The 14623-nt window shown below is 57.6% G+C and carries 11 protein-coding genes, 1 tRNA gene and 1 other RNA gene; 8 read left to right on the top strand and 5 right to left on the bottom strand.

From position 1 onward, the window contains the following. Positions 1 to 3027 carry a DNA polymerase III subunit gamma and tau gene (locus tag J2S62_RS10370; protein WP_310174413.1) on the bottom strand — a complete coding sequence of 1009 codons (3027 nt, stop codon included), beginning with the start codon at positions 3025 to 3027 and terminating at the stop codon, positions 1 to 3. Between the two features lie 104 nt (positions 3028 to 3131). Here J2S62_RS10370 and J2S62_RS10365 point away from each other — a divergent pair, with 104 nt between their 5' ends. Next, positions 3132 to 3758, top strand: coding sequence for a malonic semialdehyde reductase (locus J2S62_RS10365; protein ID WP_310174411.1), 627 nt, complete (start codon positions 3132 to 3134; stop codon positions 3756 to 3758). 3 nt (positions 3759 to 3761) lie between these two features. Here the strand turns inward: J2S62_RS10365 and J2S62_RS10360 are convergent, their stop codons facing one another. Together J2S62_RS10360 and ffs are read right to left on the bottom strand one after the other, a co-directional pair. Further along, positions 3762 to 4679 (bottom strand): glycine betaine ABC transporter substrate-binding protein, encoded by a 918-nt coding sequence (locus J2S62_RS10360; RefSeq protein WP_310174409.1) that lies wholly within the window; start codon positions 4677 to 4679, stop codon positions 3762 to 3764. 287 nt (positions 4680 to 4966) lie between these two features. Then, positions 4967 to 5063: signal recognition particle sRNA small type (ffs, locus tag J2S62_RS10355), an RNA gene on the bottom strand. A 131-nt stretch (positions 5064 to 5194) separates the two neighbouring features. Here ffs and J2S62_RS10350 point away from each other — a divergent pair. The 3 genes from J2S62_RS10350 to J2S62_RS10340 all read left to right on the top strand — a co-directional run bounded on the left by J2S62_RS10350 (position 5195) and on the right by J2S62_RS10340 (position 6509). Beyond that, on the top strand, positions 5195 to 5920 hold the full coding sequence (locus tag J2S62_RS10350) for a DsbA family oxidoreductase (protein ID WP_310174407.1): 726 nt from the start codon (positions 5195 to 5197) through the stop codon (positions 5918 to 5920). Positions 5921 to 6009: 89 nt separating this feature from the next. Next, positions 6010 to 6094: transfer RNA gene (locus J2S62_RS10345), tRNA-Ser, on the top strand. 85 nt (positions 6095 to 6179) lie between these two features. Then, the gene (locus tag J2S62_RS10340; RefSeq protein WP_310174405.1) at positions 6180 to 6509 is read left to right on the top strand and encodes a CHY zinc finger protein; all 330 of its coding nucleotides are present in this window, start codon (positions 6180 to 6182) and stop codon (positions 6507 to 6509) included. Between the two features lie 21 nt (positions 6510 to 6530). On the opposite strand, the gene J2S62_RS10335 is transcribed toward J2S62_RS10340, so the two are convergent. Continuing rightward, positions 6531 to 8432 carry a heavy metal translocating P-type ATPase gene (locus tag J2S62_RS10335; protein WP_310174404.1) on the bottom strand — a complete coding sequence of 634 codons (1902 nt, stop codon included), beginning with the start codon at positions 8430 to 8432 and terminating at the stop codon, positions 6531 to 6533. 617 nt (positions 8433 to 9049) lie between these two features. Here J2S62_RS10335 and J2S62_RS10330 point away from each other — a divergent pair. The 4 genes from J2S62_RS10330 to J2S62_RS10315 all read left to right on the top strand — a co-directional run bounded on the left by J2S62_RS10330 (position 9050) and on the right by J2S62_RS10315 (position 12860). Continuing rightward, on the top strand, positions 9050 to 10141 hold the full coding sequence (locus tag J2S62_RS10330; protein ID WP_310174402.1) for a quaternary amine ABC transporter ATP-binding protein: 1092 nt from the start codon (positions 9050 to 9052) through the stop codon (positions 10139 to 10141). Continuing rightward, positions 10142 to 10981, top strand: coding sequence for an ABC transporter permease (locus J2S62_RS10325; RefSeq protein ID WP_310174400.1), 840 nt, complete (start codon positions 10142 to 10144; stop codon positions 10979 to 10981). It abuts the gene before it with no gap. 46 nt (positions 10982 to 11027) lie between these two features. Further along, the gene (locus tag J2S62_RS10320; protein WP_310174399.1) at positions 11028 to 11957 is read left to right on the top strand and encodes a glycine betaine ABC transporter substrate-binding protein; all 930 of its coding nucleotides are present in this window, start codon (positions 11028 to 11030) and stop codon (positions 11955 to 11957) included. A 186-nt stretch (positions 11958 to 12143) separates the two neighbouring features. After that, positions 12144 to 12860 (top strand): YoaK family protein, encoded by a 717-nt coding sequence (locus J2S62_RS10315; RefSeq protein ID WP_310174398.1) that lies wholly within the window; start codon positions 12144 to 12146, stop codon positions 12858 to 12860. A 72-nt stretch (positions 12861 to 12932) separates the two neighbouring features. On the opposite strand, the gene aceB is transcribed toward J2S62_RS10315, so the two are convergent. Continuing rightward, the gene (gene aceB, locus J2S62_RS10310) at positions 12933 to 14594 is read right to left on the bottom strand and encodes a malate synthase A (protein WP_310174396.1); all 1662 of its coding nucleotides are present in this window, start codon (positions 14592 to 14594) and stop codon (positions 12933 to 12935) included. Positions 14595 to 14623 lie beyond the last annotated feature (29 nt).

The following is a 14623-nucleotide window of genomic DNA, read 5'->3' as shown; positions in this document are numbered from 1 at the left end:
TTAAAGTTTGGGTGTGCCGTCAGGGTTGCGTTCTTCAACCAGGCGGGCGTTGAGCACTTCTTCGACGACGGCGCGACCGGCCAGACCGGATTCTTCGATGATGACGTCATCATCCGAGGCGTAGTCGTCGTCATCGTCGTCTGCTGGTTCGTCCTTGTGCGCGGCCGGTGGGGTGTCTTGCTGGTTTGCCTGCTGGCCGCCGTATTGGGCGACCATATCGGCAAAGCGCGACCCTGCGGGTTTGGTGCCTTGCTGTTGAGGCTTGCTGGTCCCAGGGCTGGCTGGAATGACGTCGCTAAAACGTCGTTGAAACTCCTCGCGCAGTTCGGCTTCAGACTTGGCAAATGCCGGGGCAAACGGTTCATCAGCTGGGTCCTCACGCGGGATGAAGCCGGCGTAACCGTCGGCAGCGATCGGATCTGGCTGACTGGGTAGCTCTGGTTCTGCCGGTGGCGCTTCCGGTTCGGCCGCGGGTGGTTGTTGCTGCCCGGTGGTCGGAGGCGTTAGTTGTTCAGGTGCGGTCGGCCCACTGGCTGCGGGTGGTTCAGCAGGTGGCTGGGCTTCGGGAGGCAGCGGTTGTCCACCCTGTGGTTCGCGGTACCACGGGTCCTCTGGTGGCATCCACTCATCTTCTGGTGGCCCCCAGTTCGGATCGGGCTGCCCCCAGTCGGGTTCCGGTTGGCCCCACGCTTGGTTGGGTTCGCCAGTGCCCCACCCGGCGACACCTGCTGGCGGTGACTGCGGCGGCTGTTGAGGCGCGGCCGGCTGCTGTGGGGCAGGCTGTTGCTGTGTCGGTGGTGATGCGGGGTGCTGTGGTTGCGGGCGGCTCTGCTGTGGAGGTGCAGTCGGTTGCTGCGAGTGCGAAACTGGTGGCTCGGCCTGCGGTGAGCTGGGCGAACTGGGCGAGGTCGGTGAGGGTGGCGATGCTGGCGACGCAGGGGAGACCGGAGACGCCGGCGCAGCCTGCTGTGGCGGTTGAGGGCCGCCACCGGATTGATGGGGCGGCGGACCGCCCACCGGTGGCGCCTGTTCGGGACGTTGCGCGGGTTGCTGCGGTGATCGCTGTGCTGGAGGTTGCAGCTGTGGCCGAGCCTGGCGGCTAGGGCCTTTTGGGGAACCACCATCTGACGTGCCCGAAATGAGATCCAACTCCGGCTGGATCCCCAGAACGTGGTTGAAACCGGCGGCGAGCAGTTTCTCACCGCCGCGCATTTGTACGGTGTTGCGGGCCCCGTCGTTATCGAACCCAATGGTGAGTAATTTGCCGTCGTAGCCCACCACTTGGGCGTTGCCGTTGACGGTCATCCAGATCAGCCGAGATTCGTTTTTCAGAAACTCGAGCACTTCGGGCCACGCGCGGCGAACCATCTCGACTTGGGAAGGTTGTTGTTTTTGTTCTGACGCGGCCGCTTGGTGCTGTGGTGGCGCAGCGGGCTGTTGTGGCGCTGGCTCGGCTGGGCGCTCAGCTTGTGGGGCGCGTTCCGCCGGCTGCTGGGGGACCGGTGGCTCTTGCTGACGCGGTGGCGCAGCGGGTTGCTGCTGTTGAGCTGGCTGCGGTGCGGCCGGTAGCGCAATTGGTTCAGCCTGCGGTTGCGCTTGCGGTTGTTCCGGCTCGGCAGCAGGCTGCTGTTGCTGTGGTGCAGGGGCCCGTTGTGTCTCGGCCGGGGCCGCCTGTTGCGGTTGTTGGACGGGCTCGTCTTGGGGTTGTTCTTGGGCCTCTTCGGCTGCGATGCGATCACGAGCCAACGCTGCGCGCGCGGCGGCAGCACCAGAAAGGCCTGCCTCCTCAGACTGTGCAGGCGCAGTCGCTGCAGGCTGGTTCGGCTCGGGCTGGGCAGGGGCAGCAGTTGTTTCGGGGACCCCGCCGTACTCGAGGCGGCGCTCCAACCGATCCATGCGTGCGGCAAGACCGCGTTCGGTTTCATCGGTGGCCGGTAACATCAGCCGGGCCATGAGTAATTCAAGGTGTAGGCGCGGAGAGGTCGCACCCGACATTTGGGTCAGCGCTGCGGCAGTGATATCTGCGGCCCGGGATACTTCGGCAGCTCCCAGCTGGTTGGCCTGGGCTTCTAACCGACGCAGTTGGTCAGCCGGCATGCCGTGCAAAATCCCCGCAGCGTCTTGCGGGGCCGCCTTGACGATCACGACATCACGGAAGCGTTCCAACAGGTCCTGTACGAAGCGTTCCGGATCTTGCCCGGATTGCACGACCTGATCGACCACCCGGAATACCGTGGCGGAGTCCTCTGCGGCCAGGGCATTGACCACATCGTCTAAGAGGTTCTCGGGCGTGAACCCCAGCAGGTTGACGGCCAGCTCGTAGCTGACCCCTTCTTCGGTGGCCCCGGCGATGAGTTGGTCCAGCACCGACAGCGTGTCACGGACCGATCCGCCACCGGCGCGGATCACCAGCGACAACACGCCCGGGGCGATCGTGACGTGCTCCGCCGACGCCAGCGTTTCCAGATACGCCATCAACGGCTCTGGTGGCACTAACCGGAATGGGTAGTGGTGGGTGCGCGAGCGGATGGTCCCGATGACCTTATCGGGTTCGGTCGTAGCAAAAATAAACTTGATGTGTTCTGGCGGTTCTTCGACGATCTTCAACAGCGCGTTGAAACCGGCCGAGGTGACCATATGCGCTTCGTCAATAATGAAAATCTTGTACCGGTCACGCGTCGGGGCAAATGTCGCGCGCTCGCGCAGATCGCGCGCATCATCCACACCACCGTGCGAGGCCGCGTCAATTTCAATAACATCGAGCGATCCCGGACCCCCGGTAGCCAAATCGGTGCACGACTCACAGGTCCCACAGGGGGTTGCCGTGGGTCCCTGGGCGCAGTTTAGGCAGCGCGCAAGGATGCGGGCCGAGGTGGTTTTACCGCAACCACGAGGACCGGAAAACAGGTAGGCGTGGTTAATCCGGTGCTTGTCGATAGCGTTGGCCAACGGCACGGTAACGTGCTCTTGACCGATGACTTCTTCAAACGTATCGGGACGGTAGCGGCGATATAAAGCGGTGGTCACTCTCAATACCCTAGCGTGCTGACGGGCGAATCGTTACCAGCATTATCTGCTGGCCGAACTGTCACAATAGACTGTATTCTTCGAAGCTGAGGAAAGGAAAACGCATGGTGTTCCACGGTCCCGCTGCCGAGGCTGGGGTGCCTCGGGAAGTCCTGGATGCGCTGTTTGTCCAAGCGCATACCATCAAGACTTTTGCTGCTGAGCCCGTGGATCCGGCCGTGATCGCCGCAGTCTACGAGGACATCCGGTGGGCCCCCACGCAGATGAATTCCCAACCGATGCGTCTCAGCCTCATCGCCAGCCCCGAGGCAAAACAGCGACTGAGCCCGCATATGCGCCGCGGGAACCGTGATAAAACCATGGCCGCGCCGATGACGATTATTGCCGCGTGGGACCCAAATTGGCACCATCACTTAGAGGTGTTAGCACCGCACCGTGAAGGGGCTCGTGCAAAGCTGGAACCCGATCCAGCGGCACGCCGGGAGATTGGGCAACGGTCTGCACACTTACAGATCGGGTATCTCATCCTGGGGCTACGTGCTCACGGTCTGCAGGTGGGCCCGATGACCGGCTTTAATGCCACAGGCGTCGACGAAGAGTTCCACACCGACACCGGGTGGAAAACCGAGGTCATCATCAACGTTGGTTGGAAGCCAAATGTTGATGATGCCGATGCGGTTCGTCCACGGGCCGGCAGGCTCTCTTTCGTCGACGCCTGTCAGATCGTGTAGTGCTTAGTTTGTGAGGCTGTCAACCCATTCTTGGTTTTCTTCCATCCACTCACGCACGACCTCTGGGTAGTCGTCTTGTGAGACTTCTTCAACGAACATGTCTTCTTCAAGATCCTGCAGCAGGTCTGTTTCGAACTCAAAGTTCGACAACCATTCATAGACTTCAGGATGATCGTCAGAGAAGCCATTGCGAGCGTAGATGGTCATGTTTTCTTCCTGACCAAGAGCTTCTTCAGGGTCTTCGAGTGCTTTGATGTCATAAGCGCTAAAAGCCCAGTGCGGACGCCACAGGGTGAACGCGATGTTTTCGCCAGCACTGGTGGCAGTGTCGACTTCCTGCAGCATTGCTGGAGTTGAGGAGGTTGTGAACTCCCAGTCTTCCAGGCCGTAGTCCGGGATAACGTACTGTTCGGTGCGTTCTGTCAGACCAGCACCCGGTTCAATGCCGACCAGTTCGCTATCGAATAGATCGGCGTTGTCAGCCAATTCATCCAGCGAGTCGATGGGAGCATCAGCGTTGACCGCAATAACTTGGTTCGCGTCGCTATTCCAGACCCCAACTTCTTCAAGGTCTTCGCCGTATTCGTTGAGGTATTCCTCATGTGTCACCGGCTGCCAGATGTTCATGTTGAAGTCCATGTCACCGGTGGACAGTGCGGAGAAGCTCGGAGCGAGGTCCATGTAGTTTTTGCTGACTTCGTAGCCTTCATCTTCCAGGATGAGTGCCCAGAGCTCAGCGACGGCGATGCCTTCTTCCCAACCGTGGTTGATGGCAATGTCGATGGTGTTGTCTTCGCCACCTTCGTCGCCGGTGTCTGCAGTCTCCCCGTTTCCGCAGGCGGTCAGCGCAAGACCGACAGCAGCGGCAAGAGCGGTGACACGGCCCATGCTGTGAAATTTTTTCTTTGCTGTATGGCTCATGTATTCCTAAGGTGTAAGTGGTTACGGTGGTACCACCGTAACACCGGTCACACCTGGTCCAAAGGGTTTATCGATGGGTGTGTACAACTCGGCGATGGGATTTCAGGCGTCTAGCGCACTGCAGTAGCGCAACACCACGAAGGGGTGGGTGGAGGGTATCTCGAATACCAGCGTGTCGGAATCGTAGCGATCAGCATGTTCGGCCGGACTTGTTGTCAGTGGTCATCAAGGATCAGACTGATGATCGATGCCTCGACCCTGCGAAAGGGGTCCCTGAAAGTATTAAATCAAGGAGCCCCTCACGCACCTGCCAGAGCATACCTACCCTTGCTGCATTCCTGCCCTGGGGGAGTTGAGTAAGATGACACCGCGTGAGGGGCCGGAGTCCATCATACCAATTCGAAGCCAAAGTGCGAATTCGTAGCACAGCGTTCTCTGACGGTGATCGACCGGTGCGCCACGCTTTCGGGGAAACACAATTGCTCGGCGGCAGTGCGCGTGTCAAAGTAGCAGGCATGAGAATTGATATCTGGTCTGACATTGCCTGCCCATGGTGCTACATCGGGCTCACGCGGTTTGAAGAAGCGCTCGCAACATTCCCGCATCGAGAATCGGTAGACGTGCACTATCGCACCTTCCAGCTGGATCCGTCATTGCCTGAGCGCGACGATCGCAGCGAGGTGCAGTACCTGGCAGAGACCAAAGGCATGCCGTCAAACCAGGTGCATCAGATGTTTGAGACCATCAAAGCTGACGGGAAAGAAGCCGGTATAGAGTTCAACATGGACGATGTGGTGGTGGCGAACTCCTGGACCGCCCACCGGTTGTTGCACTTGGCGAAGCTGCATGACGCGGAAGCCGCAGACGAGAGCGCACACATCACGCCGGCATTGAAACGTGAACTGCTAGCCGGACATTTTGAAACGGGTCTGGACCTCTCCGATCACGAACAGCTCGTGCAAGTTGCGATTTCTGTGGGGCTGGATGAACCCCGTGTTCGCGAAGTACTAGCTTCCGACGAGTTTGATGCGGCCGCCCGCGCTGATGTGGCGCAAGCCCGCGCTTATGGGGTCTCAGCCGTCCCGACCTATGTGCTGGCCCAAAAGTACGCACTTCCTGGAGCACAATCGGTTGAAACCTTCACTCAAGCTCTCAATCAAGTCTGGGAGGAACTCAACCCTGCGCCCTTGCAAACTATTGGCAGTGACGGTCAAGTTTGCGGCGTCGACGGTTGCGATTAACGCCCCGTCTTCGGTTTTGCTAATTTCAGAATGGATGGGCTATGCTAAAGTCTGGTCTTTGCGAAGTGAACACTTTGTAAAGTCCCTCTGGAGGATTCGCATAGCGGCCTAGTGCGCACGCCTGGAACGCGTGTTGGGTGAAAGCCCTCAGGGGTTCAAATCCCCTATCCTCCGCGAAATAAAACCCCGTCAGATCGCTGATCTGGCGGGGTTTTCGCATCACTGCTCGAGCAGTATTCATGCTGGTAGGTTGTCAGACATGACTGATCCCCAGGTGTATGGCCATACGGTCGATGACCAAACACGGTGCGCGCACTATGCGACCCTGTTGGATGTGGTAGCGCTGAAATTTGGGTGCTGTGAACAGTACTATCCGTGCTTCAAATGTCATGATGAGGTAGCTGACCACGAGCGTCGACCGTGGCCAGATAACCGTAGCGATGAGCCAGCAGTGCTGTGCGGAGTCTGCAAAACGGAACTTCTCGTCGCTCAATACATGCGCACGGAACGATGCCCTGCCTGTAGTGCGGCCTTCAATCCGGGCTGTAGTGCACATTATGGAATCTACTTTGAAACTCCGGGCGACTAAACCGCGGGGTCTCGCAGCAGACTAAACGCGTACCGGGGTGGTCGCTCGTCGCGGGCTAGTAATGCGCTTCGATGGGATATCTCGATGCAACCGCAGGGCACGCAACGCAATGACAATTGCAACAATATCGACCACTTCCTGCAATAAGGCGCCGAACGTGGCCGGTAAATACCCAAATGCGGCGATGGCCATGAGCCCAATCGAAACCGCCATGCCAAACCAGATGGATTGCAGTGCGATCGACACCGTACGTTTTGAAATATGCACCACATCTGCCAGCCGAGCAATATTTTCTGAGGTAATGACCGCATCGGCGGATTCTGACGCAGCGGTCGCGCCGCGGGCACCCATGGCGATCCCCACATCGGCGGTTGCCAGGATGGGTGCATCGTTGATGCCATCGCCGACCATGAGTGTGGGAGCCGGCATCCGTTGGACGACCTCGACTTTGTCTGTCGGGCTCATCGATGAGAAAACTTGCGCGCGACCGAATCCCACTTCTTGGGCGATGGCCTGGGCGGTATCTTCCATGTCGCCGGTGACCATGACCATTTGGTCTACCCCGTGGTCGGTCAGCCATTGCAGCGTGGCGGTCGAGGCGTGTCTCAGCGGATCAGCCAGGACGATGATGCCAACAAGCTCGGTGTTCTTGGAGACGTAGACGGCTGATTCCCCGGCGTTGAGCGGGAATTCTTCATGTGCGGGCGCAACCTCTGCGATGAATGATGATTTCCCGACTCGCACGTGATCACCAGCTGACGTTCGTGCCTCGACCCCGTTGGTTGCGATCTCTTCTGCAGTGTCGATTGCTAGGAGTTCGAGATTTTCGTGGCGAGCATGCGCCACAATTGGTTCAGCAAAGACATGTACCGAATACTGCTCGGCCGAAGCTGCCAGTCGCAGGGTCTCTTCAACAGAGCCGGTCACGGGCTCGATCCGTGAAACCGTTGGTCTGCCTTGAGTGAGCGTGCCCGTTTTATCGAAAGCCGCCGACTTCACCTTTGCAAGCCGCTCCAGAGTGCCACCGTCTTTAACGATGACATTGGCTCGGGCGGCTGAAGACATACCACCCATAAATGACACAGGGGCACCGATGAGTAGGGGGCATGGCGTCGCCACCACGAGCACTTCGGCAAAGCGCACCGGATCTCCGGAATACCACCAGGCCACGCCCGCGACGATCAGCGAGATGACTGTAAAGGGGACAGCGTAGCGATCTGCAAGTCGCACCATCGGCGCACGAGATTCCACGGCTTCTTCGACCAAGCGTACAATCTTGGCATAATGCGAGTCTTGGGCAGTAGTAGTGGCCTGCAGCTGTAGGGTCTCGGTGCTGTTGACCGTACCGGAGATGACTTCGTCCCCGGTGTATTTTGTCACCGGCAGGGCTTCGCCGGTGACCGATGATTCGTCGAGTGAGGCCCGCTGTGACATTAACAAGCCATCGACCGGGACTACCTCATTGCCGCGGACGACGAGCATATCGCCGACTTCGACATCGGAAATATTCTTTCGATGCACGGTGATTCCGTCGGTATCTAAGACGTTCGCAAACGTGGGGCGCCGATTAATAAGTGAATCGAGTTCGCGTGAGGCCCGCCCTGCGGCCATGTCTTCGAGCGCTTCACCGCCGGTCAGCATCAGCGCGATAATGAGTCCCGCTAAGTATTCTTCAACCGCAAGTGTGGCAAGCATAGCCACCACGGCAAGGATATCTAGCCCCCACTGACCGGCTCTGAGTGCTTTGACCATATCAATTGACGTCAGAAGGATAACGACGCCGACGACCACGTAGGCCACAGCAGCCAGCTGGGCAGGCATGTCAGCGAAGAAGAATACGACACCCAGCACGAGGCCGCCCACCACGAACAAAACCACCGGGTGGAGGAGTGGGTGCCGGACAACAAAATTTCGCTGGCTCATAGTACAACATGATGTCTGGCAAGGTGACGTGTATCTAGCAAGGTGAGCCGAACCTAAATGCGAAAGGCAGGCATAAAATCAGAATATGTGATATATGTCAAGGGTGGCTTTGAGGCCAATCACCTTGAATATCCGGGTTGGGTGGGCATATTTGAGCCTTCAACTGAACAATACGTTTCGCTGATAGCGTAGAGGGCCGGGCTGTGCCTGCTCGCCGAGGCGAATAAAGCGAGCCCGAGAGTGGCAATTATGATCAGTCGAGCAGCTCGCCTCCGGCCGCTCGGGGCGTGAGCTGGATCGCCCCATGGGGCCGATGCTGGCTAGGTCGTCGGGGCATTTTGTGAGATGCGCCACTTTGGACACGGGTCCATGCGCGCGTATTCGTCAACTTTTCCAGCTTGTCAACCTCCAGGGTCACTTCCTGATAACAGACTGAGTGGCACCTGTAATTGCAGTGTCAATCTTGTTAGCGTTGATGCGAGAGGTTGTGTCTACTCGCAAGTAACACCGCGATCCGGTGCCATTCGGTAGGCCGACCTATATTTATTTTGTTAGCAAGTTGAACAAGGACGTGAGGAGGAGCTCACCCGTCACGGTGTGGCGGTGGGTCAAGCACCATGAGCGAACCAAACACAGCCCAGCCCGTGATACGGGCCAGGAATGTCTATAAGGTATTCGGCCGGCGTCCCGAAGCGGTCGTTGACCGACTGAAATCGGGCGAAACACGTCAAGACGTCGAAAAAGCTGGGACAGCCGCGGTCATAGATGCCTCCTTTGATGTCTATCAAGGTGAGATATTCGTCGTCATGGGCTTGTCAGGCTCGGGTAAGTCAACCGTTATTAGGACACTGAATGCGCTCCAGCCAGCGACCTCCGGCACGGTTGAGGTGCTCGGCCAAGATCTAGCGAAGCTGACGCCTAAAGAGCTCCGTGCACTGCGTTCTGAACATATTTCCATGGTGTTTCAGCACTTCGCACTGTTCCCGCACTGGACGGTGATCGAAAACGCTGCCTACAGTCTTGAAACCCAAGGCGTGGAGAAAGAAAAACGTTACGCGAAGGCCCGCGAAGTTCTAGCTGCCGTGGGACTCAAGGGCTGGGAGGATTCCTACCCCTCCGAACTATCCGGCGGTATGCAGCAACGTGTCGGACTGGCACGTGCACTAGCTGCAGAGACTGACATCATGCTCATGGACGAAGCGTTTTCGGCCCTGGACCCACTGATCCGGCGTGAAATGCAGGATGAACTCAAACAAATCCAGGCTCAACTGGGTCGCACCATTGTCTTCATCACCCACGATCTCAACGAAGCGATGTTCCTGGGAGATCGAATTGCTGTGATGAAAGATGGACAAATCGTCCAGATCGGGACTCCACAAGAGATTCTCTCCGAACCGGCAGACGACTACGTGGCATCCTTCACGGCCGACGTCGACCGCGGACGAGTCTTGACGGCAGAAGCTGTGATGGTGCCCAATGAGGAACTCAGCGAAGCAGATCGTGCTGCTTTCGCCAAAAACGCTCTGACAGTGAAACCCAGCGCGACGCTGCAAGAGATCGTGCCCGTGGTGCTGGAAGCGAATGCGCCCGTCGCGGTCGAAGCGGAGCATTCCAGTGACCATATTGGCTACATCCGTCTTGCGTCACTGTTACAAGCACTCACACCACAACAATCTCAGGTCGTTCCGGGATCAGGGGAGGCACAATAAATGGAAATACCCGTACCGCGCATCCCACTAGGGGACTGGGTCGAAGTTGCGCTTGATTGGATCTTGGCCGTCCTTGGTGGCATCTTCACCTTCATCCGGACAATCTTGGTCCAAGCCTATGAGCTCTTGCTGTGGGCGCTGACCACTCCGGAGTGGTGGATGGTCACCATTGTGTTGGCTGGGCTCGGCTGGTGGTTGCGCAGTTGGCAGCTGGCACTGGGTACCGTCATTGGCTTCATCCTGATCGTCGGCGTTAACCAGTGGGCCAATGCGATGTCAACCCTCGCGCTGGTCGCGATCGCTACCCTGATCGCCATTATTATCGCCATCCCGTTGGGAATCTTGGCCGCCAAATCTCAGGCGGCCTCTAAGATCCTGCGCCCGCTCATGGACTTCATCCAAACGATGCCACCCATGGTGTATCTCATTCCGGCGCTGGTCATTTTCCGGGTCGGCGTGGTGCCAGGGATGGTAGCCACCGTGATCTTCGCGATGGCACCCGGGGTGCGTTTCACCGAGCTCGGTATTCGCGGAGTTGACTCCGAAGTAGTCGAAGCGGGTAAAGCCTTCGGCTCGCCCCCAGGAAAGATTCTGCGTCAGATCCAGCTGCCGCTTGCATTGCCCACCATTATGGCGGGCGTCAACCAGGTCATCATGCTCTCGCTGTCCATGGTCGTTATCGCCGGTATGGTCGGCGCTGGCGGCCTCGGTGGGGAAGTCGTTGCATCGCTGAACCGCATTAACGCCGGTCTCGGTTTCGAAGCCGGCCTCGCAGTGGTCATCTTGGCGATGTACCTTGACCGCCTCACCTCAATGCAGTCGAAGTCCAAGCTTCGTTAACTTGCACAAAAAATTCATCATAGACAAACTCAATGAAAGGAATGTCATGACTTTTAAATCACGTTTCTTCAAGTCAGCGGCTGCTTTGTCGGTAGCTGCTCTCGCCTTGACCGCGTGCGGCAATGGCGGCGAAGACACCGGTAACGGTAATGGTAACGGTGACTCAGCTGCTGAAGGCAATGGCGGCGAAGTCACGATCGGCGTCTTCAACGGCTGGGAGGAAGGTATTGCAGTATCCGAACTGTGGGCCTACGTCCTAGAAGAAGAAGGCTACGACGTCAGCCTCGAATACGCGGACCCAGCCCCGGTCTACTCCGGGCTGTCGACCAACGATTACAACGTCACGCTTGACGCTTGGCTGCCAATTACTCACGCAGACTATGTCGAAGAGTATGAAGCAGACATTCAAGACCTGGGCGCTTGGAACGAAGAAGCATCACTTCACATTGCAGTGAATGAAGATGCTCCGATCGATTCGTTGGATGAGTTGGCAGAAAATGCCGACGAATTCAACAACGAAATCGTAGGGATCGACCCAGGGGCCGGGCTGGTACAGACGACTGAAAACGAGGTCATCCCAACCTATGGTCTTGAAGACATGGAGTTCACCACATCGAGTACTCCAGCAATGCTGCAGGAGTTGGACAGCGCCCTTGAAGCGGGCGAAAACATCGCTGTGACTCTCTGGCGTCCGCACTGGGCCTACGACGCCTTCCCGATCAAAGACCTTGAAGATCCTGAAGGAGCGCTAGGTGGCGCAGAATCCATGCACACCTTCGCTAACGCCGAGTGGGCTCAGGACGAAGCCAACTCCGAATTAGTTGGTTGGTTCGAGGGCTTTGAAATGGACTCGGACACCCTCTACTCGCTTGAGAACGTCATGTTCAACGAGAATGAGGATGTTGACGACTACCGTCCGATCATCGAAGAATGGGCCGCTGAGAACCAAGAATACGTTGATGGTCTGACCAACTAGTCATACCGCAACTTGCTAACAGGCCGCTGGCTTCCACCACCCATATGGAAGCCAGCGGCTTTTTCTACGCTGCCAGGCTCAACATTGCGGTATTTGCGAACAAACGGCCCTCCAGCCAGGACTTGAAACCAGCAATGCCCGCGGCATTGGAGATAATAAGCGTAGGTTCACAGGGAAAGGAATGTCTTGGCAGCACAGCTCACCACGCGACAACGACTCTTAGCGGCAGGGTTAACCGCAAATGCGGGATTCGCCGATGGGCTGTTTTTCCTTCACCTAGGTGGGTACTTTGTATCCTTCATGTCCGGGAACTCGACCAGGGCAGCCGCAGCGCTAGCACAAGGCAACTACGGGGAATGGCTCGCCGCCTCGATGCTGATCTTCGCATTTATCATCGGCGTGATGCTGTCCTCGTTTGCGGTTCGATTCGGACCCAAACGATTCCACCCGCCCGCGGAATCCCTGCTCACTGATCAGATCGCACCTCACGGTTCAGCGGTCTGGACTGCCTTTTTGCTGATGCTGTTGGGCGGGATCGCGTCCGTGGTGGAGCCACTTGAGACACTGGCCCCATTCATCATCGCCTCAGCAACCGGAGCGATCAATGGGACCTTCACCCGCCGTGGGGAAGTGACCGTGGGCCTAACATATATGACTGGCACACTGGTGAAGATGGGCCAATCTTTAGCCTCGGCGATTGCGGTGCGTTCAATTGTGTATCTGGCACGTTTCTTGCGCTACCTGCTGTTATGGGCGGCGATCGCTTTTGGTGCCCTGGTTGGAGCTTGGGCCTATGTCTTGTATGGGGTGCAGTCTGTCTGGTTATCGGTTGCCGCCATGACGGTGTTAGCTATCATGCTGACCTGGCGGGTCAAAAAGCGGACAGATCGCCCGGAGCATTAGTCAACATAAAAATGTGGGGCCTTGTCACGGGTAGTGACAAGGCCCCACGGTTTGTGAGCACACGAGGAAGTGTTAGGCGCTGACCTTTGCTTGTGCAGAGAGGTAGCGGTCGTAGGCTGGCAGCGTCAGGAAGTCTTCGAAATCTTCCGATAGTGCAGACTCAGCGAACAGTTCTTTTGCTTCATCGAGACGGTCGCGTTCGTACCGGGGAAGAGTTGCAAAAACATCATCAATTTTTTGCGTAACCCATTCCGTCGTGATGGTCTTGGCCGAACCGTCTTCGCGGAGGGCTTGTGACTCGGCGTGAATCCACTGCCAGATTTGGGATCGTGAAATCTCGGCGGTCGCCGCATCTTCCATGAGCCCGTTGATAGCAGCAGCTCCCATCCCGTTGAGCCAGGCATCCATGTACCGAATACCCACTTCGATGTTGGTCTCGAGGCCGGTTTCGGTGATGGCACCGGTGGTGGCCTGGACGTTGATCAAAGCTTCAGCTGACGGCTCGACGTCTTCACGTTTGTTGGTGCGAATCTGATGCGGGGCATCCAACAGCAGTTCGTCAAAGACTCCCATGCAGGTTGGCACCAGCCCAGGATGAGCCACCCACGAACCATCAAACCCGTCATGGGCTTCGCGAGTTTTGTCTTCGCGAACCTTGCGCAGCGCTTCTTTGGTGCGCTCCGGGTTGGATGAGTCCGGGATGAAGGCACTCATCCCGCCAATGGCGGAAGCGCCGCGCTTATGGCAGGTGTGGACCAGCAGGTCCGTGTAAGCACGCATCATCGGTTGGGTCATCGAAACTTCTGCCCGATCCGGCAGCACGTACTCGGCACCAGAATCACGGTAGGTCTTGATGATGGAGAAAATGTAATCCCACCGCCCGGCGTTCAGACCCGCTGCATGGTCACGCAGCTGATACAGAATCTCTTCCATCTGGAAGGCCGCCGTGATGGTTTCAATGAGCACGGTGGCTCGGATGGTGCCTTGCGGGATGCCCATGTAGTCCTGGGCCTTATTGAAGACACAGTTCCACCAGCGAGCTTCCAAATGGTGCTCGAGTTTAGGCAGGTAGTAGTACGGTCCGCGGCCCAATTCGACGAGTTTGTCACCGTTATGGAAGAAGTACAGTCCAAAGTCCATCAGCGATCCGGACAGTGGCTCGCCGTCGATCAGGATGTGGGATTCTTCCAGGTGCAACCCACGAGGCCGCACGATGATGGTCGGCATCTGCGCTAAGGCAGGTTTTTTCAGCCGGTAGTGTTTGCCCTGTTCGGACGTGAAGTCAATATTGTGCCGAATCGCGTCGTACAGGTTGACCTGACCATTGACCATATTCGACCAGAACGGTGATGAGGCATCTTCGAAGTCGGCTAACCAGCACTTCGCCCCGGAGTTCAACGCGTTGATGGTCATCTTCCGGTCCACCGGTCCGGTGATTTCCACCCGGCGGTCTTTCAACCCGGGAGCTAGGGGAGCGACCCGCCATGAGTCATCTTCACGGATGCTGCGAGTAGACTTTTCAAAATCTAGTTGTTCTCCTGCTGCCACCTTGGCCCGAGCGTCTTTGCGGGCTGCAAGCAGCTCACGACGGCGTGGGTCCTGTTTGGTGTGCAGATAGGCCAGGAAATTCAGGGCCTCTTCGGTGAGAACGTCACGCTGCCGTGCATCCAGTTCACCGAACACGGTCACGTTGATGCCTTCGGGCGTTGTGTGTTGGATAGTTGGTGATGCCATGGCGGGTGCTCCTTTTCTTGTCTAGCGGT

Source organism: Enteractinococcus fodinae, from assembly GCF_031458395.1.
GTDB classification, from domain to species: Bacteria; Actinomycetota; Actinomycetes; order Actinomycetales; family Micrococcaceae; genus Yaniella; species Yaniella fodinae.
The sequence above is the reverse complement of the archived record's forward strand: the minus strand, read 5'-3'. Positions and strand labels throughout refer to the sequence as shown.

What these genes read in the sequence shown, in the direction of transcription:
- J2S62_RS10365 (WP_310174411.1), top strand. Translation starts at nt 3,132, where the DNA reads ATGGTGTTCCACGGTCCCGCTGCCGAGGCTGGGGTGCCTCGGGAAGTC.
- J2S62_RS10360 (WP_310174409.1), bottom strand. Translation starts at nt 4,679, where the DNA reads ATGAGCCATACAGCAAAGAAAAAATTTCACAGCATGGGCCGTGTCACC.
- J2S62_RS10350 (WP_310174407.1), top strand. Translation starts at nt 5,195, where the DNA reads ATGAGAATTGATATCTGGTCTGACATTGCCTGCCCATGGTGCTACATC.
- J2S62_RS10340 (WP_310174405.1), top strand. Translation starts at nt 6,180, where the DNA reads ATGACTGATCCCCAGGTGTATGGCCATACGGTCGATGACCAAACACGG.
- J2S62_RS10335 (WP_310174404.1), bottom strand. Translation starts at nt 8,432, where the DNA reads ATGAGCCAGCGAAATTTTGTTGTCCGGCACCCACTCCTCCACCCGGTG.
- J2S62_RS10330 (WP_310174402.1), top strand. Translation starts at nt 9,050, where the DNA reads ATGAGCGAACCAAACACAGCCCAGCCCGTGATACGGGCCAGGAATGTC.
- J2S62_RS10325 (WP_310174400.1), top strand. Translation starts at nt 10,142, where the DNA reads ATGGAAATACCCGTACCGCGCATCCCACTAGGGGACTGGGTCGAAGTT.
- J2S62_RS10320 (WP_310174399.1), top strand. Translation starts at nt 11,028, where the DNA reads ATGACTTTTAAATCACGTTTCTTCAAGTCAGCGGCTGCTTTGTCGGTA.
- aceB (WP_310174396.1), bottom strand. Translation starts at nt 14,594, where the DNA reads ATGGCATCACCAACTATCCAACACACAACGCCCGAAGGCATCAACGTG.